Source organism: Micromonospora sp. DT43, assembly GCF_049841645.1.
Classification (GTDB): Bacteria; Actinomycetota; Actinomycetes; order Mycobacteriales; family Micromonosporaceae; genus Micromonospora.
The window spans coordinates 115,034-132,986 of record NZ_JBNCKR010000001.1; the positions used below are offsets into that span (position 1 = coordinate 115,034).

The 17,953-nt window shown below is 71.4% G+C and carries 15 protein-coding genes and 1 pseudogene; 9 read left to right on the forward strand and 7 right to left on the reverse strand.

All coding sequences use genetic code 11. The annotated features are described in order from the left end of the window. Positions 1-146: 146 nt before the first annotated feature. Positions 147-806 (reverse strand): C39 family peptidase, encoded by a 660-nt coding sequence (locus ACLQ26_RS00570; protein ID WP_425742579.1) that lies wholly within the window; start codon positions 804-806, stop codon positions 147-149. A 560-nt stretch (positions 807-1,366) separates the two neighbouring features. Continuing rightward, entirely contained in the window at positions 1,367-3,040 is a 1,674-nt protein-coding gene (locus ACLQ26_RS00575; protein WP_425742580.1) for a beta-N-acetylhexosaminidase, read from the reverse strand. Between the two features lie 258 nt (positions 3,041-3,298). Between ACLQ26_RS00575 and ppdK the strand changes: the two genes are divergently transcribed. Next, positions 3,299-6,007 carry a pyruvate, phosphate dikinase gene (gene ppdK / locus ACLQ26_RS00580; RefSeq protein WP_425742581.1) on the forward strand — a complete coding sequence of 903 codons (2,709 nt, stop codon included), beginning with the start codon at positions 3,299-3,301 and terminating at the stop codon, positions 6,005-6,007. A 25-nt stretch (positions 6,008-6,032) separates the two neighbouring features. On the opposite strand, the gene ACLQ26_RS00585 is transcribed toward ppdK, so the two are convergent. After that, positions 6,033-7,460: an MFS transporter gene (locus ACLQ26_RS00585; protein WP_425742582.1), complete on the reverse strand. Its 1,428-nt coding sequence runs from the start codon at positions 7,458-7,460 to the stop codon at positions 6,033-6,035. Between the two features lie 26 nt (positions 7,461-7,486). Then, positions 7,487-8,167 carry an NAD(P)H:quinone oxidoreductase gene (gene wrbA / locus ACLQ26_RS00590; RefSeq protein WP_425742583.1) on the reverse strand — a complete coding sequence of 227 codons (681 nt, stop codon included), beginning with the start codon at positions 8,165-8,167 and terminating at the stop codon, positions 7,487-7,489. Positions 8,168-8,243: 76 nt separating this feature from the next. On the opposite strand from wrbA, the gene ACLQ26_RS00595 reads away from it, so the two are divergent. Next, positions 8,244-8,702, forward strand: coding sequence for a MarR family winged helix-turn-helix transcriptional regulator (locus ACLQ26_RS00595; protein ID WP_425742584.1), 459 nt, complete (start codon positions 8,244-8,246; stop codon positions 8,700-8,702). Between the two features lie 53 nt (positions 8,703-8,755). Here the strand turns inward: ACLQ26_RS00595 and ACLQ26_RS00600 are convergent, their stop codons facing one another. Then, positions 8,756-9,256 carry a roadblock/LC7 domain-containing protein gene (locus ACLQ26_RS00600; RefSeq protein ID WP_425742585.1) on the reverse strand — a complete coding sequence of 167 codons (501 nt, stop codon included), beginning with the start codon at positions 9,254-9,256 and terminating at the stop codon, positions 8,756-8,758. A 248-nt stretch (positions 9,257-9,504) separates the two neighbouring features. On the opposite strand from ACLQ26_RS00600, the gene ACLQ26_RS00605 reads away from it, so the two are divergent. From ACLQ26_RS00605 to ACLQ26_RS00615, 3 genes are all read left to right on the forward strand, one after another. Continuing rightward, positions 9,505-9,858 carry a VOC family protein gene (locus ACLQ26_RS00605; protein WP_425742586.1) on the forward strand — a complete coding sequence of 118 codons (354 nt, stop codon included), beginning with the start codon at positions 9,505-9,507 and terminating at the stop codon, positions 9,856-9,858. A gap of 100 nt (positions 9,859-9,958) precedes the next feature. Further along, entirely contained in the window at positions 9,959-11,224 is a 1,266-nt protein-coding gene (locus tag ACLQ26_RS00610) for a deoxyguanosinetriphosphate triphosphohydrolase (protein ID WP_425742587.1), read from the forward strand. Positions 11,225-11,238: 14 nt separating this feature from the next. Further along, positions 11,239-12,069 (forward strand): siderophore-interacting protein, encoded by an 831-nt coding sequence (locus ACLQ26_RS00615; RefSeq protein ID WP_393295788.1) that lies wholly within the window; start codon positions 11,239-11,241, stop codon positions 12,067-12,069. Positions 12,070-12,075: 6 nt separating this feature from the next. Here the strand turns inward: ACLQ26_RS00615 and ACLQ26_RS00620 are convergent, their stop codons facing one another. Continuing rightward, on the reverse strand, positions 12,076-13,281 hold the full coding sequence (locus tag ACLQ26_RS00620; RefSeq protein ID WP_425742588.1) for a low temperature requirement protein A: 1,206 nt from the start codon (positions 13,279-13,281) through the stop codon (positions 12,076-12,078). A gap of 113 nt (positions 13,282-13,394) precedes the next feature. Between ACLQ26_RS00620 and dnaG the strand changes: the two are divergent. The 4 genes and pseudogenes from dnaG (at position 13,395) to ACLQ26_RS00640 (ending at position 17,496) form a co-directional block, all read left to right on the forward strand. Then, positions 13,395-15,297 (forward strand): annotated as a pseudogene (dnaG, locus tag ACLQ26_RS00625) (DNA primase). After that, complete coding sequence (locus tag ACLQ26_RS00630; RefSeq protein ID WP_425742589.1) at positions 15,298-15,834, forward strand: hypothetical protein; 537 nt, start codon at positions 15,298-15,300, stop codon at positions 15,832-15,834. A gap of 50 nt (positions 15,835-15,884) precedes the next feature. Then, positions 15,885-16,817: an ABC transporter ATP-binding protein gene (locus ACLQ26_RS00635; RefSeq protein ID WP_425742590.1), complete on the forward strand. Its 933-nt coding sequence runs from the start codon at positions 15,885-15,887 to the stop codon at positions 16,815-16,817. A gap of 136 nt (positions 16,818-16,953) precedes the next feature. Beyond that, positions 16,954-17,496: a hypothetical protein gene (locus ACLQ26_RS00640; RefSeq protein WP_425742591.1), complete on the forward strand. Its 543-nt coding sequence runs from the start codon at positions 16,954-16,956 to the stop codon at positions 17,494-17,496. A gap of 83 nt (positions 17,497-17,579) precedes the next feature. On the opposite strand, the gene ACLQ26_RS00645 is transcribed toward ACLQ26_RS00640, so the two are convergent. Continuing rightward, the gene (locus ACLQ26_RS00645; RefSeq protein WP_425742592.1) at positions 17,580-17,816 is read right to left on the reverse strand and encodes a flavin reductase; all 237 of its coding nucleotides are present in this window, start codon (positions 17,814-17,816) and stop codon (positions 17,580-17,582) included. Positions 17,817-17,953 lie beyond the last annotated feature (137 nt).

Genomic DNA, 17,953 nt, shown 5'->3' on the forward strand with positions numbered 1-17,953 from the left:
CGATTCGTTCACGACATCAGCTCCAAAGGACCCGTGCCGCGGTCGGCGGGTGGCCTGCTGTGCTCTGGACAGTGACCCGGTCATGCCGAAGGGCCGGACCCCGTGGTGGGGTCCGGCCCTTCCGGTGGTGTTGCTGGGTGTGCGGGTCAGCTGGTGGCGTAGCCGCGGGTGGCGATCCAGTCGGCGAGGTGCTCGACGGTGACCTCGTAGGAGGCCGTGTTCGGGTCGGCCGAGTCGGCGATCCGCACGATCGCACCGTTGTCGCGGTAACCCACGACGCTGATGTAGTGCCCGCCCTCGAACGAGTGCACGCCACCGTCGGTGTCAGTGGTGGTACCGGCGATGTTGGCGACGACGGCGCGGCCGTTGTCGACGGTCTTGACGATGTCGGCGCGCAGCTGGTCGGTCTGCTTGGCGTCGGCGTCGGGCTTGCTGATCTCGACGGAGTGGTAGGCGTCGGTCTTGCCGGTCTCCTTGTTCAGGACCGGGGTGATGTCGTTGATGCTGTTGGTGCCGGCCTCGGTGGTGCCCATCTCCTTGGCCATGTCGTCGACGCTGATGTCCTTGCCCTGCACGGACAGGGCGTTACGGGCCGCGGCGGGGCCGCAGTAGTAGAAGTTGGGCTGGGCCTCGTAGCGCACACCGAGCTGACGCTCACCCGAGGGCTTGCGGTCGGTCTGGGTCTGGGTGGTGGGCTTGGCGTCCGAGGCGGCGTAGGCGGCGGTGACGGGGCCGGCGATGGCGCCGCCGGTGAAGGCGAGGCCGGCAGCGGTCAGGGCAGTCTTACGGATCAGATCGGTACGCATGATGGCGTGCTCCTCTGCATCGGGGGATACGCGTCGGCACACGAATGGCGCGGGGGTGTGTGCCGGGCGGGAAGTCTCGGGGGATCTGCCCGGCGGCTCGGGGGCCTGCTCGGGTGTCCGGGGGTGTAACCGGTCCGGGTGGCGGGTCATTCCGCCGAGGGCTTCCGGACGCTGCCCGGCCAGTGGTGCTCGGCCGTGCGGGGGATGTAACCGTGGCGGCCGGTGGGGTGTTCCCGGCGGCTGCCACGCGGGCCGGCCAGTGGTGCTCGGCCGTGCGGGGGATGTAACGGTGGCGGCCGGTCCGGTGTTCCCGGCGGCTGCCGTGCGCCGCAGCCCGGGGGTCGCGGCGGCATGCCAGGTATAACGACCCCGCCCGGCCCGCGATTCCGCCACCCGAGTGCCGCCGACCACAGGACGCAACGGCCTATACCGGACAAACCTCGGCCCGTCGACGGCCGCCGAGACGTGATCGACTCGGGTTCGGTGAAATCGGGGTGTCCGGGCGCGCGGAATGCCCCGACTTCATGCAACCCGAGTCGGATCATCCTCCTGGCGGGGACCTACCGGGCTGTCGGATCATTCTCGGGGGTGCGGTCCTGGCGGGGGATCGTGGGAGTCGCCGGCCAGGGGATCTCGGGGGCGCGGTGGAAGGTGATCCCGGCGGTGGCCCAGCGCGGGCCGTGCCCGGCCAGGCGCTCGCGGAACCCGGCCCAGTCGTGTGCGGCCCGGGGCGACCAGCCCAGCTCGGCGATGGCGGGCAACCGGGGGAACAGCATGAACTCGATGTCGGTGAGCGAGGTGACCGATTCGGTCCACAGCGGGGCCTCCACGCCGAGGACGGCCGTGGTGGGCACGCCGGCGACGTGCGTGCCCGGATCCCAGTCGTACGCCCGGTGCACGTCGATCAGGCCGGCCCAGTCGTGCCCGATCGGGGTGTCCTCGGCGTACTTCATGTCCAGGTAGGCGTGGTTGCCGGGGGAGAGGATCAGTCGGGCGCCCCGCCGGACCGCGTCGGCAGTGGTGGGATCGTCGGCGTCGGTGCCCCACCACTGCAGGACCCGCCCGTCGAGATGCGCGGCCGGGGCGAGCTGGTGCCAGCCCACCACCGCCTTGCCGGTGTCGGCGACGATCCGCTGCACCCGCTCCACGAAGTCGGTGTAGACCGCGCCCTTCACCTTGAACGCCTCGTCGCCGCCGATGTGCAGCCACGGCCCGGGGGTGAGGGCGGCCACCTCGCCGAGCACGTCGGCGATGAAGTCGTACGTCTGCTCGTCGGCCGGGTCGACGTAGCTGAAGCCGACCTCGGTGCCGGTGTACGGCGGCGGCGCGAGCTTGTCCGGTGCGAGCCGTGGGTACGCGACGAGCGCCGCGTTGGTGTGGCCGGGCAGGTCGATCTCCGGGACCAGCGTGACGTGTCGGGCGGCGGCGTGGGAGACGATCCGCCGGTAGTCCGCCTTGGTGTAGTAGCCGCCGGGGCCGCCGCCGACCTCGCTCGCCCCACCGACGCCTGCCAGCTTCGGCCAGGAGTCGACGGCGATGCGCCAGCCCTGGTCGTCGGTGAGGTGCAGGTGCAGGTGATTGAGCTTGTAGCGGGCGAGGTGGTCGATCACCCGTAGGACGTCCTCGACGGCGAAGAAGTGTCGCGCCACGTCGAGCATCGCGCCCCGGTAGGGGAAGCGGGGGCGATCGAGGATCGTGCCGCCGGGCAGCGCCCAGCGGGTGGTCACCGGGGTCGGGCTCTCCACGGCGGCGGGGAGTAGCTGCCGGACCGTCTGGACGCCGTGGAAGAGACCTGTCGCGGTGTCGGCGGTGATGCGTACCTCGGTGGCGGTGACGTCGAGCCGGTAGCCCTCCGCGCCGAGGTCGGCGGGGGGCGCGGGGGTCGGGCCGGCGGGCGTGGTGGCCAGGGTGAGCGTCAGCGTGCCGGTCGGCCCGTCCTCGAGGGTGTCGGCTACCGGCAGGGGGAAGCCGGTTGCCGGTCGGAGCAGCTCGGCGAGGTGGTCGGCGACCTCGCGGGCGCCCGGGCGGGCGCTGACCCGGATGGCGGTGTCCCCGGTGAGCACGAAGGTGGCGCTGGGGTCCGTTTCCACCCGCTCCGGTGCCGGTACGACGGCGTCGAGGCGTACCGGAGGGGCGAGCAGGTCGTCGCCGGCCGCCCGCGCGGCGAGCACGGCCAGGTCGCCCGGGTCGGTGCTCGGCTCGGGGGCGGGGGAGGAGAGCGGAAGGGATGACACGACGACGGCTCCGGAGGGGGTTATTCGCGTCGGATATGGCAAAAGTGAGCTTCGGTAGAACCAGTGGCGTCAACAATACGAGGACCGGGGATATTGCGTGATCGTGCGCGTGGAAGCGTTCCCAAAAACCGGTACGAACGCGGATAGTCGTGATGGCTGTGCCTATTGTCACCGAACGGTCCCAGGCCGCCCGATCTTCGCTTAACCTTCGCCCTGAACCTTCGTTAAGTGTCAATCCGGCGCGCGTGGGAGGCTCTGGTGGCAGCGCAAGAGACCGACGAACACAAGTACGTCTACGACTTCTCCGAGGGCAACAAGGATCTCAAGGATCTGCTCGGCGGCAAGGGTGCCAACCTCGCCGAGATGACAAACCTCGGCCTGCCCGTTCCGCCCGGCTTCACCATCACCACCGAGGCCTGCCAGGCGTACCTGGCGACCGGGCGGGAGCCGGACGGCCTCGCCGGTCAGATCGAGGCGCACCTGGAGGCGCTGGAACGGGCGATGGGAAAGCGCCTCGGCGACCCGCGGGACCCGCTGCTCGTGTCCGTTCGCTCCGGGGCCAAGTTCTCCATGCCCGGCATGATGGAGACCGTCCTCAACGTCGGCCTCAACGACGAGAGCGTGGTCGGGCTCTCCGCGCAAGCGGGTGGGAACGACAGGTTCGCCTGGGACTCCTACCGCCGCCTGATCCAGATGTTCGGCAAGACCGTCTGCGAGGTGCCGGGCGAGGAGTTCGAGCACGCCCTCGACGAGGCCAAGGCCGCCAAGGGCACCTCCAACGACCTGGACCTGGACGCCGGCGACCTGCGGGGGCTTGTCGACGCGTACAAGAAGATCTTCGCCAAGCACACCGGTCGGGAGTTCCCGCAGCAGCCGCGTGAGCAGCTCGACCTGGCCATCCGGGCGGTCTTCGAGTCGTGGAACGCCGAGCGCGCGGTGCTCTACCGCCGCCAGGAGCGCATCCCGGCCGACCTCGGCACCGCGGTCAACGTGGTGACAATGGTCTTCGGCAACCTCGGCCCCGACTCCGGCACCGGCGTCGCCTTCACCCGCGACCCGGGCAGCGGCGCGCAGGGCATCTACGGCGACTACCTGGCCAACGCGCAGGGCGAGGACGTGGTCGCCGGCATCCGCAACACGGTGCCGTTGCAGGAGTTGGAGCAGCTCGACAAGTCCTCCTACGACGAGCTGCTCGGCATCATGGCCCGGCTCGAGGAGCACTACCGGGATCTGTGCGACATCGAGTTCACCATCGAGCGCGGCAAGCTGTGGATGTTGCAGACCCGGGTCGGCAAGCGGACGGCCGCCGCCGCGTTCGTCATCGCCGGTCAGCTCGTCGACGAGGGCCTGATCGACCTGGACGAGGCGCTGCACCGGGTCAACGGCGCGCAGCTCGCCCAGCTCATGTTCCCCCGCTTCCAGCTCGACCACGAGTTCGAGGCGGTCGCCACGGGCATCGGCGCGTCACCGGGGGCGGCGTCCGGCACCGTGGTCTTCACCTCCGCCCGGGCCGTCGAGCTGGCCGCCGAGGGGAAGTCGGTGATCCTGGTGCGCCGGGAGACCAACCCGGACGACCTGAACGGCATGATCGCCGCCAAGGGCATCCTCACCTCGCGCGGCGGCAAGACCAGCCACGCCGCGGTGGTGGCCCGGGGCATGGGCAAGACCTGCGTCTCCGGTGCCGACGCGATCGACGTGAACGTGCCGTCGAAGCGGTTCACAGTGGCCGGGCAGACCGTTCACGAGGGCGACGTCGTGTCCATCGACGGCACCACCGGCAAGGTGTACCTCGGTGAGGTGCCGGTCATGCCCTCGGAGGTCGTGCAGTACTTCGAGGGCAGCCTCGACCCCGAGCACATCGACAACGCGCTCGTCCGTGCCGTACACCGGATCATGACGCACGCCGACGGGAAGCGGCGGCTGGCGGTCCGCACGAATGCCGACACCGGCGCGGACGCGGCCCGTGCCCGGCGCTTCGGCGCCGAGGGCATCGGTTTGTGCCGCACCGAGCACATGTTCCTCGGCGACCGGCGGGAGCTGGTCGAGCGGCTGATCCTGGCGCGCGCCGCGGACGAGCGGGAGGCGGCGCTGGAGGCGCTGTTGCCGTTGCAGCGGGCCGACTTCGTGGAGATCTTCCGGGAGATGGACGGGTTGCCGGTCACCGTCCGGCTGATCGACCCGCCGTTGCACGAGTTCCTGCCGCCGTTGGAGCAGCTGGCCGTCAACGTGGCGGTCGCCCAGGAACGCGGCGAGGACGTGGCCAAGGAGGAGGCGCTGCTCGCCGCCGTCCGGCGGATGCACGAGGAGAACCCGATGCTCGGCCTGCGCGGCGTCCGCCTCGGCCTGGTCATTCCCGGCCTGTTCGCGATGCAGGTCCGGGCCATCGCCGAGGCGGCCGTCAGCTGTGCCCGTGGTGGCGGGGTCGCCAAGCCGGAGATCATGGTCCCGCTGGTAGGCGCGGTGCAGGAGCTGGAGACGGTACGCGCCGAGGCCGAGAAGATCATCGCCGAGGTGGTGGGGGACAGCGGGGTCGAGGTGCTGATCGGCACGATGATCGAGGTCCCGAGGGCGGCACTGACCGCCGGCCAGATCGCCGAGGCGGCGCAGTTCTTCTCCTTCGGCACCAACGACCTGACCCAGATGGGCTGGGGCTTCTCCCGCGACGACGTCGAGGGCGCGTTCTTCTGGCGCTACCTGGAGTTGGGCATCTTCGGCATCTCGCCATTCGAGTCGATCGACCGCGACGGCGTCGGTCGGCTGGTGCGGATCGCCGCCGAGGAGGGCCGGGCCGCCCGACCCGGGCTGAAGCTCGGTGTCTGCGGTGAACACGGCGGCGACCCGGACTCGGTGCACTTCTTCCACGAGGTCGGCCTGGACTACGTCTCCTGCTCGCCGTTCCGGGTGCCGGTGGCACGCCTGGAGGCGGGCCGGGCCGCCGTGGAGACGGGCGGCTCGGACAGCCGGTGAGCGGTGCTCCGCAGCGCCGCCGTGGTCAGCCGCGGCGGTGCTGCGGTAGCAGCAGGCTGACTACCGCGATAGCCAGGCCGATCCCGGCTGCCATGAGGAAGACCAGGTCGTAGCCGGCGGCGAGGGCGGCAGGAGTGCCCGCGTCGGCGGCGTCTGTTCCGACCTTGGCGCTGGCGGCTGTGGCGAGTACGGCCAGGGCTACCGAGCCACCTACCTGGCTGGCGGTGTTGGCCAGGCCGCCGATGATGCCCGCGTCGCCTTCGGGTGCGTCGGCGGTGGCGGCAGCCATCAGGGTGGGGAAGGTCAGGCCGATACCGACGGCGATGAGCAGCGTGGGTCCGAGCACGCTTGTGACGTAGTCGCTGTCCGTATGGGCCTGGCCGAGCCAGCCGAAGCCGGCCACGAAGCAGACACTGCCGGCCAGCACCAGAGGGCGTGCACCGGTTCGGGGGAGCAGATTGGCGGACAGTCGCGCGATCACCACGAACGTCACCGCTGCGGGTGTCTGCCCGAGGCCGGCTTCAAGCGCGCTGTAGCCGAGGGCGTTTTGCATGAACAGCGACGTGAAATACCACATGGCGATGGCGATCCCGCCGAACAGCAGCAACATGACGTTGCTGACGGCCACGGCCCGGATCGTGAACAGCCGCAGGGGCACCATCGGCTGGGTGGCGACACGCGCCTCCACCACGGCGAAGACGACGAGCAGGAGCAGGCCCGCCACGGCTGGCCCGACGAACCGCACGGACGTCCAGCCGTGGTCGGCGCTTTGCATGATCCCGTAGATCAACGCGGCCAGCCCCGCCGTGCCCGTGACCGCGCCACCGAGGTCGAGCGATTCTCGCCGGTTGGCTCGCCTGCCGACCAGCGACATCATGGCCTGCACGATCAGCATGGCGCCGATCGGTACGTTGATGAGGAAGACCCACCGCCACGACAGGCCCGTGGTGATGACACCGCCGGCGAGCGCGCCGGCCATCCCGCCCACACCGCCCGAGGCGGACCACGCGCCGAACGCCCGGGCCCGCGCCTGCGGCTCGGTGAAGTAGGTGTTGATCACGGCCAACGTGGCCGGGGCCAGCATCGCGGCGCCCACGCCCTGTGCGACGCGGGCCCCCACCAGGATCTCCGGAGCGGGCGCCAGGCCACCGACCACACTTGAGGCGGAGAACAGGAACAGCCCGGCGACCAGCATCCGGCGCAGGCCGAACAGGTCGACGGCCCGGCCGCCCAGCAGCATGAAGCCGGCGAAGGTAAGCACGTACCCGTTCACCACCCAGGCCAGGCCGGTGGCGGTAAAGCCGAGATCCCGCTGGACCGAGGGCAGCGCGACGTTAACGATGGAAACGTCCAGGATCACCATGAACTGGCAGGCGGATGCCAGCGCCAGGACCATCCAGGAGGATCCGGCCCGCAGCGTGGCCCGCTGAGTTGCGGTGCTGGTGCTTGTCATGACTTCTCTCCCTGCTTGCCCGCCGCTCACGCGGTCCGGGAGGCTGCTCCGGCGAGAGCTCCGTGGCTGTTTTCGTCACCAACGACGGCATCGGCGACGACGTGGTCGCCAAGCAGTTGACGTGTGATCGTGGCTAGCCGAAGTCCCTGGTACCTGGCCGCGTCCAGCGCCGCGGCATCGGGGCCGTCTCCGTTCGGGCTGGCCACGTGCGACGTGCCGTAGGGGTTGCCGCCTGCCGCGGACACGACCGGATCGGTGAATCCGGGCGGCACGATCAGCGACCCCCAGTGGTAGAAGACGTTGCTCAGCGACAAGATCGTTGCCTCGCTGCCACCGTGCCTGTTGAACGCCGAGGTGAAGGCCGTCACCGGCTTGTTGGCCAGCTTCCCCTCCCGCCACAGCCCGCCGGCCTGGTCGATGAACTGCTTGAGCTGCGCGGCCGGCGCGCCGAATCGAGTCGGCGTCCCGAACGCGTACGCGTCGGCCCATGCCAGGTCCTCGAGGGATGCCTGGGCAATCGACGCGGTCGCGTCGGCGTGCCGCCGCCACTGCGGGTTCTGGTCGATCGCGTTGTCGGGTGCCAGCTCGGCGACCCGCCGCAGGCGCACGACGGCCCCGGCCGAGCCGGCCCCCTCGGCGACGGCCTCTGCGAGTGTGTGCACGCTGCCTGTCGCGCTGTAGTAGATGACAGCGACCTTCACGGTCATGTCCGGCTCCTCGATGTTGCTAGAATTAGTTATCCGCATAATGTTATGCGCATAACTAATCTGTCAAGGAGAGTTCGTGGACTTCGAGTACGCCGACGCCCTCAACCAGGCCATCCGCCTGCTGAGCCTGCGCCACCGGGCCAGGGCCGCCGCGTTGCTGGCCCCGCTCGGCCTGCACCCTGGCCAGGAGGCACTCCTGCTCGAACTCGACCGGACCGGCCCGAGAATTCAGGCCCAACTCAGCGAGGCGCTCGGCTGTGAGCCGCCGAGCGTCACGCTCATGACCCGCAAGCTCGAAGCCTCCGGCCACATCCGCCGCAGGTCCGCTCCCTCCGACAAGCGCGCCAGCATCGTCGAACTCACCGACAGCGGCAAGGCGCTCGCCGACCAGGTCAAGGAGTTGTGGCATGGTCTGGCGGAGGAGACCGTGACCGGCTTGCCCGCCCAGACCGTGGCCGATCTACCCGCCATCCTCAACGCCATGACCGGCAACGTCGACACCAGGCGCCCGGCCACCCACACGGCCGCCGGCTAGTTCTTGTGCGGCAGGCCCGAGCTGTGCCGTCGAGGAGGTTCGGCGTTCGGCGTTCAGATCGGCGGGCGACGCCAGGTGGGCCGGGACGAGCGGCGCAACTGCGCCGGCAGGGTGGCCATCGGCGTACGCACGGCGAGCGGCCCGTGCGCGTCCTGAATCGAGGTGGTGCCGACAGCCCCGCCGCGCCTGTCCAGCACCGAGCCCGCCCGACGTGCCACGGCACGGGCCTCCTCGTGCAACCCTTCCAGATCCTCCGCCGCCGATGCGGTGACCAGTGTCAGCAGGGCGCTGCGCCCGGCCGGATACGTGACCACGCAGCCGCCGGTGGTGCGCACCACCGACTCGCGGAACTCGCCCCGCCGGACCGTGTCGGCGACCCGGTGGCCGAGCCCGTAGCTGGCCGCGGCGAGCGCGGCGAGGTGGGTGGCGTCGGTGCTCGGCAGGTCGCTGGAGATGAGCAGCCCGTCCGTGCCGGCCAGTACGGCGCCGGTGACCTCGGGCCGGCGTCGGCGCAGCCCGAGCAGTTCCGTTCCCACCACCGTGTCTGCATCCACGAGCGTCTCCCTAGCGGTCGGCTCCGCGTCTCGGTCGTTGGTCACTTTCCGCGCTGGGAACGCTACCGGTGGCCACTTCCGCCCGCGAGCCCGTAACCGACGGCGATCGGTTCACAACTCACAGCCGATCGGCGGTTGTGCGCCCGCCGGGGCTGCGTCGCGGGCAGGTCGAGCGGCATCGGCGGGCGTAACCTTGGCTCGCTCACACACGGTCGGCGGTGTCCGCCGTCGACGGGAGAGGTGGTTGTATGACAAGCGTCTGGGAGAACCTGACCATCGACGCCCGCGATCCGGCCCGACTGGCCCGCTGGTGGGCCGAGGCACTCGGGTATCAGGTCGTCGCCGAGAGCCCGGACGAGGTGGAGATCCGCAAGTCCGCCGACCGCCTTCCCGGGCTGGTCTTCGTGCCGGTGGCCGACGGCAAGGACCGCAAGAACCGGTTGCATCTGGACCTGCGCCCGGCCGACCAGGAGGCCGAGGTCGAGCGCCTGGTCGACATGGGCGCCCGGCACGTCGACGTCGGCCAGGGTGACGTGGAGTGGACGGTCCTGTCCGACCCGGAGGGCAACGAGTTCTGCGTCCTGCGTGAGCGCGAGGAGTGAGCCGGGTTTGCGAGCCCCGCAGTCGCGAACAACGAGAGCCCTGTGAGCGCGAGGAGTGAGCCGGGTTTGCGAGCCCCGCAGTCGCGAACAGCGGTGACTCGTGGGAAGTGAACCGGGGGCCGCTGACGCCCGGTTGGTCGAGGAGCCGCCCAAGGACACCGGCCACCGCCGGTCGCCCTACGAGCGTGACCGCGCCCGGGTGCTGCACTCGGCGGCGTTCCGTCGGCTGGCCACCAAGACTCAGGTGCACACCGCCGGCACCGACGACTTCCTGCGGACCCGGCTGACGCACTCGCTGGAGGTGGCCCAGATCGCCCGGGAGATGGGTGCCCGGCTGGGCTGTGACCCGGACGTGGTGGACGTCGCCGGGCTCGCCCACGACCTCGGGCACCCGCCGTTCGGGCACAACGGCGAGGCGGCGCTGGACCTGCTCGCCGCGCCCTGCGGCGGGTTCGAGGGCAACGCGCAGACGCTGCGGGTGCTGACCCGCCTGGAGGCGAAGGTGCTCGCCCCGGACGGTTCGTCCGCCGGGCTGAACCTCACCCGGGCGTCGCTCGACGCGATCGGCAAGTACCCCTGGCCGCGCCGCGACGGGCAGCGCAAGTTCGGGGTGTACGCCGACGACGCGGCGGTCTTCGGCTGGATCCGGGCCGGTGCGCCCGGCGACCGGCGCTGCCTGGAGGCGCAGGTGATGGACTGGGCCGACGACGTCGCGTACTCGGTGCACGACGTGGAGGACGGCATCCACGGCGGGTACGTCGTGCTGCGCCCGCTGCTCGCGGACGTCGACGAGCGGGCAGCGCTCTGCGCCGACGTGGCCGCCGCCTACTCCGGGGAGTCCGCGACCGATCTGGCCGAGGTGCTTGTCGAGTTGCTGGCCGACCCCCTGCTCGCCCCGCTCGCCTCCTACGACGGCAGCCACCGCGCCCAGGTCGCGCTGAAGGCCACCACGAGCGGTCTGACCGGTCGGTTCGTGTCGGCGGCGGTGGCGGCCACCGAGGAGCGGTACGGCCCCGGGCCGCACCGCCGCTACGCCGCCGATCTGGTGGTGCCGCGACGGGTCCGGGCACAGTGCGCCCTGCTCAAGGGCATCGCCCTGCGCTACGTGATGCGGCGCACCGGCTTCCGGGGTCGCTACGAGCGGCAGCGGACGATGCTTGCCGAGCTGGCGGCGGCGCTGGTCCGACGGGCCCCGGACGGGCTCGACCCGGTGTTCGCCCCGCTGTGGTCGGCCGCGCCGGACGACGCGGCCCGGCTGCGCGTGGTGATCGACCAGATCGCCTCGCTCACCGACCCGGGGGCGATGAGCTGGCATGCCCGTCTCACCTCCGGCGGCGCACCGCCGGAGGCATCCGCGACAACTTAGGCTAACCTAAGTGCATGTCGGAACGCCCAAGGAACGTCACAGCGGTCCAGGTGCTGCGCACCGAGCGACCCACCCCGCACCTGATCCGGCTCGTCCTCGGTGGGGACGAGCTGACCGGCCTGCCGGTGGGCGAGTTCACCGACCACTACATCAAGCTGGTCTTTCCGCACCCCGGCGTCGCGTACCCGCAGCCGCTGGACCTCGCCGCGATCCGCCGTGACCTGCCCCGGGAGCAGTGGCCCCGGCTGCGCGCGTACACCGTGCGACGGTGGGACCCGCTGGCCGGGGAGCTGACCGTGGACGTGGTGCACCACGGCGACGAGGGGCTGGCCGGCCCGTGGGCCGCCGCGCTGCGCCCGGGTGACCCGGTGCACTTCGTGGGCCCCGGCGGGGCGTACGCGCCGGATCCGGACGCGGACTGGCACCTCCTGGTCGGCGACGAGAGCGCCCTGCCGGCGATCGCCGCAGCCCTGGAACGGCTGCCGTTGGGCGCGCCGGCCCGGGTCTTCGTGGAGATCGCCGACCCGGCGGACGAGCAGAAGCTGCTCAGCCCCGGCGCGGTCGAGCTGACCTGGCTGCACCGGGGCGACCGCCCGGTGGGCGAGGCGCTTGTCGCGGCGGTGCGCGAGCTGGAGTTCCCGGCCGGTCGGGTGCACGCGTTCGTGCACGGCGAGGCCGCCTTCGTTCGGGACCTGCGCCGGCTGCTGCGCGGCGAGCGGGGTGTACCCCTCGACCAGCTCTCCATCTCCGGCTACTGGCGGCGGGGCATGGACGACGAGGGCTGGCGCTCCACCAAGGCCGACTGGAACAACCAGGTGGCAGCCGAGGAGGCCACCGCCGCCTGAGGCCACTCATTCCTCGGGTGTGCGATTCGCCGCTCCGGCCCGGGCGAGCCGTCGACTGAGCAGCACCGCGTACCCGACGACCGCCAGGGCGAGCAGCGACAGCATCACCCTCGGCCGGTGCACAGTCGCGGTGATCAGGGAGACCGAGAGCACCCCGTAGGCGGAGATCGCCAACCGGGCGAGGCTCGGCCGGTTCCACAACCAGTACAGGGCCAGGCCACACAACGTCCAGACCACCATGGATGCGCCCAGCAGCAGTCGCAGCTCCAGCGGCAGCCCGGCCGCGTTGTCGTCGACCAGCCGGACCACCTGGCCGAGCGCCCAGCCGAGCAGCAGCAGCGCACCGCCGAGCGGGATGTGCAGGAAGCTGTACGCCTGCCCGCCGCGCAGCCGACTCTGAAGCAGGCGGGTGGTCACGAATGTGGTGTAGACCCACCAGACGGCCGCCGGGATCAGAAAGGCCATCGCGGCGGTGAGGATCATGTGGGGCGGAGGGTGGTCCGGCACCGCGAAGAGCAGGCTGGCCAGCGCGCTACCCAGCACGATGATGGTGAACTGGCCGATCCGTTCCGGCAGGTGCCGGTTGTCCACCGGCCAGCGGTTGAGCCACCGCACACCGACCCAGGGCGTGGCAAGTTCGATGACCATCGCGACGATCCACAGGACCGGGCGCAGCTCGGTGGGCGTCATCAGCGACACCAGCCAGATCAGCCAGCCCGACCCGAAGCCGATCAGGTAGACAGTCGTCACCATGCGGGCCATCGGGCTGGTGGGGCGGGCCCGCAGGTACAGCAGGAGCAGCACACCTCGCACGATCAGGTAACCGACAGGCAGGAGCACGCTCTCCGGCACCTCGTCCACCCCGAGGGTCATCGCGCCCGCGCCGATCAGAGCGATGAGCACCAGCAGTCGGTGCGGCGCGTCGTCCGGGTCGAACCGGGTGTCGTAGTAGACCTGCCCCAGCCAGGCCCACTGAATCACGACGAAGAGCCCGATCACGGCCAGCACGGCCGTCGGCGACGGGCTCGGCTCGTTGCCCAGCCGGGCCACCACCGCCGCCAGCGCGTACACGAAGATGATGTCGAGGAACAGCTCCAACCAGGTGGCGTGCCGGTGGCCGGCCTCGTCGGCTTGCGGGACCAGTTCGCGCAGCCCCATCCGACCGGCCAGCCAATTCGGCAGTCGGGGAGCTCGGGTCCGTACCCTGCGCATCTGGTCATGGTCCCCGCGCGGGCCAAGCGGCCGGGCCGGAACCGCCCAGCTGGTAGCGGCGGTCGCCACACCGGCGTCCCCCGGCCGGCGTGTCGCCGGTCCGGCAGGGCAGGATGTACGCCGAGGGGGTGGCGCATGGCTGGGCGGATCCGGGACGAGGACATCGCACTGGTCCGGGAACGCACCTCGATCGGGGATGTGATCTCCGAGACGGTCACCCTGAAGTCCGCCGGCGGCGGCAACCTCAAGGGTCTGTGCCCGTTCCACGACGAGAAGAGCCCGTCGTTCAACGTCTCGCCGGCCCGCAACGTCTGGTACTGCTTCGGCTGCGGCGCGGGCGGCGACGCGATCAAGTTCCTGATGGACGCGGAGCACCTCAGCTTCGTCGAGTCCGTCGAGCGGCTGGCCGGGCGTGCCGGCATCCAGCTGCGCTACGTCGAGGACGACCGGAGCACCCCGCGTCCCCGCCCGCAGCAGGGCCAGCGCCAGCGCCTGGTCGCCGCGCACGCCGCCGCCGTCGAGTTCTACCGGGCGCAGCTCAGCACCGCCGGGGCCCGGCCGGCCCGGGAGTTCCTGGCCCAACGGGGCTTCGACCGGGCCGCCGCCGAGCGCTACGGGTGCGGGTTCGCGCCCGAGGGCTGGGACCTGCTCACCAAGCACCTGCGTCAGCAGGGCTTCACCCACCAGGAGCTGGTCACCGCCGGCCTGTCCCGGGAGTCCCGCTCGGGCACGCTCATCGACCGGTTCCGGCGTCGACTGCTCTGGCCGATCCGCGACCTGGCCGGTGACGTGATCGGCTTCGGGGCGCGCAAGCTCTTCGACGACGACGACGGCCCGAAGTACCTGAACACCCCCGAGACGCCGATCTACAAGAAGTCGCACGTGCTCTACGGCATCGACCAGGCCAAGCGGGAGATCGCCAAGCAGGGCCGGGCGGTGATCGTCGAGGGTTACACCGATGTGATGGCCTGCCACCTGGCCGGGGTGCCGACGGCGGTGGCGACCTGCGGCACCGCGTTCGGCGCGGACCACATCGGGGTGCTGCGCCGGCTCCTGCTGGACACCGACTCGGTGGCCGGCGAGATCATCTTCACCTTCGACGGGGACGCCGCCGGGCAGAAGGCGGCACTGCGTGCCTTCGCCGACGACCAGCGCTTCGTGGGCCGGACCTTCATCGCGGTAAGCCCCGACAACATGGACCCGTGCGATCTGCGCCTGGCCAAGGGCGACCTGGCGGTCCGCGACCTGGTGGCCCGGCGCGAGCCCCTCGTCGACTTCGCGCTGCGTCACGAGATCAGCCGCTTCGACCTGGACACCGTCGACGGCCGGGTCGAGGCGATGCGCCGGGCCGCGCCGCTTGTCGCGCAACTGAAAGACCGGGAAAAGCGCCCGGAGTACGTCCGTAAGCTCGCCATGGATCTCGGGATGGAGATCGAGCCGGTGCAGCGGGCGGTGCTCGCCGCCGCCAATACCCCGCCATCCGGCGCCCGGGAGGCCGCAACCGCCCCGCGATCCGCCCCGGCCCGCCCCGAGCCGGCCGTGGACAGCCCGCAGTCGATGGTCGAGCGTGAGGCGTTGAAACTCGCCCTGCAAGAGCCGGTGCTTGCCGGGCCGATGTTCGACGCGGTCGAGGCGACCGAATACCGCAACCCGGTGCACGTCGGCGTGCGGGCGGCGGTCGCGGCGGCCGGTGGGGCGGTTTCGGCGACCGGCGGCGCCGTGTGGATCGAGAAGGTCCGTGACGCCTGCGACGACCTGGCCTCGGCGGCGCTGGTAGGCGAACTGGCCGTGGAGCCGCTGCGGATCGACGGCGAGCCGGACCCACGCTACGTGTCGATCACCATGGCCCGGGTGCAGTTCGGGTCGGTGACGGCCCGCATCCGCGACCTCAAGTCGCGTATCCAGCGGATCAACCCGGTCAACAACAAGGACGAGTACTTTGCCGCCTTCGGCGAACTGCTGTCGCTGGAGCAGCATGCCCGGGCGTTGCGCGAGCAGGCCGCGGGAGGGCTCTAGATGGGACTGTTCAGCCGCAAGCCGAAGCTGCCGCCGGCCGACCGGCCGCCGCTTGCCGCCGACGAGCGGGTGCTCGCCTGGTCGGCGGCCGGCAACGGCGAGGGCGACGGGGTCGTCGTGGCCAGCAACCTCGGGCTGTGGCTGCCCGGGCGGGGGCAGCGCATCTGCTGGCACGACGTCCTCAAAGCGGTCTGGTCCGGTCGCGAGCTGACCGTCACGCCCGCCGAGACCGTCGTCGAGCGCGACGGTTACACAGTTGTCGTCGACGGGCCGGCCGAGACGTACCTGCTGCTCGACCCGGGTGAGCTGCCGCACCAGGTGCGGGCGCGGGTGACGCGTTCCGTCGCGTACACCGAACGCCACCAGGTGCCCGGCGGCGCGGCCCGGGTCGCGGCCCGGCGGGTGGCCGGCGTGGACGGTCTGACCTGGACGGTCCGCCTCGATCCCGGCACCCCGGCGGACGACGCGGCAGTGCTCGACGAGACCGACCGGCTGGTCGCCGCCGCACGGGCCGCCACCGCCCCGGTCGACGGCTGACGGGCGAATTTGCGTGGAGGTCTGTCGGACCTGGCGGTTAGGGTCGGGCGGTGACTTCGGGGCGACCACTGATTCAGGCTCGTGGGTTGGTGAAGCGGTTCGGTGACTTCACCGCCGTCGACGGCATCGACGTCGAGGTGCGCTCGGGTGAGGCTTTCGGGTTCCTCGGGCCCAACGGCGCCGGCAAGTCCTCCACCATGCGGATGGTCGGCTGCATCTCCCCACCCAGCGACGGTGAGCTGCGCATCCTCGACCTGGATCCGGTCCGTGACGGGCCGGCGATCCGGGCCCGCCTCGGCGTGTGCCCACAGATGGACAATCTCGACCCGGAGCTGACCGTCCGGGAAAACCTCATCGTGTACGCCCGCTACTTCGGCATCTCCCGTCGGGTGGCCCGGGAGCGCGCCGCCGAACTGCTCGACTTCGTGCAGCTCACCGAGCGGGCCGACAGCTTGGTCGAGCCGCTCTCCGGTGGGATGAAACGTCGTCTGACCATCGCCCGCGCCCTCGTCAACGACCCGGAGATCGTGCTGCTCGACGAGCCGACCACCGGGCTGGACCCGCAGGCCCGGCACCTGGTGTGGGAGCGACTGTTCCGGCTCAAGCAGCAGGGGGTGACGCTGGTGCTCACCACGCACTACATGGACGAGGCCGAGCAGCTCTGCGACCGGCTCGTGGTCATGGACGGCGGCCGGATCGTCGCCGAGGGGTCACCCCGCGCGCTGATCGAGGAGCACTCCACCCGTGAGGTGGTCGAGCTGCGTTTCGCGGCCGAGTCGCAGGAGCCCTTCGCCGGCAAGCTCGACGGTCTGGGGGAGCGGGTCGAGGTGCTGCCCGACCGGGTCCTGTTCTACGTCCCCGACGGCGACGCGGCGGTCGCCGAGGTCACCGCGTTGGGGCTCAACCCGGCCAACGTGCTGGTGCGCCGCAGCGGCCTGGAGGACGTCTTCCTGCACCTGACCGGCCGCACCCTGATCGACTGACCGGCCCGACCCCCGATCGTCCGGGCCGGCCGATCCCTGCCGTCGGAAGCAGAGTGCGGGCGTTCATGATCATGCGTACCATCGGCGGGCCCGGTCGAGGCACCTGCCCGACCCGAGGCTCGATCACGGGGGGTTCATGTCCACGCAGGTGACCAGTAGCCGGCATCAAGCCGGGCTGACCGCTCTCTACCTGGGCATCTTCGCGATGGTCTGGTTCAGTGTGCCGGCGGCCGAGCAGCCGTTGCGCGCTCTGCTGGTGGTGGGCAGCCTCGCCGCGCTCCTCACGGCCGTGCTGGGCGGCATGCTGTCGGCCCGCACCCGGGGCACGAGCGGCGGCCCCCGGAACCGGGCAACCGACCGCCGTTACCTGCTCATCGTCATCGTCGAGTTCGTCGCCGCCGGGCTGGGAGCAGCCGTCCTGGTCGCCGCCGGCTGGTCCGCGTACGTCCCGGTGCTGGTCTGCCTGATCGTCGGGCTGCACTTCTTCCCCCTCGCCCCGCTACTGGCGGACCCACTGCTGCGACCACTCGGCGTCGCGCTGTGCGTCGTGGCGGCGGCGGGTCTCGTCGTCGGGCTCGCCTCGGCGGTGTCCGCCGGTCTGGTGATCGGCACGGGTGCGGGTGTGTTGCTGCTCGGCTACGCCGTGCAGTCGCTGGTCCGCGCGCACCGGCCTGTCTGACGCGTGTCCGCCGGCAAGCTCGACGCCGTGGGGGAGCGGGTCGAGGTGCTGCCCGGCCCGCCGATCTGCTCGGGACCCACCGCTTATCGTGCCCTGGCCCAGGTGAGGAAGCGGTCGCGCAGGCGGTCGTGCCCGAGCTGGTCTGTGAGGTCCCCGTCCGCCTCCTGGAGAAGCATGGCGAGGTAGACCAGCAGACCCGTGCGGTTGTCGCGGTACTCCCCGAGCAACGCCAGGCGAGCGGGCGAGCACGGCCAGCCTGCGCCGCAGACCCGGCAGCGCCAGGACGGTCGTGCCGCCACGTGCGGGCGGTAGCGGGGCATCAGCGGCTGCCCCGGTCCCGGGCCAACCAGTGGCCGCCGTCCGGGCGGGCGCGTCGCAGGCACCTGAGTCGCACGGTGAAACCTCCGTCGGGTGGGAGGGGAGCGCCCCGGACTGCGGTGACGGGACGCTCCCGGCC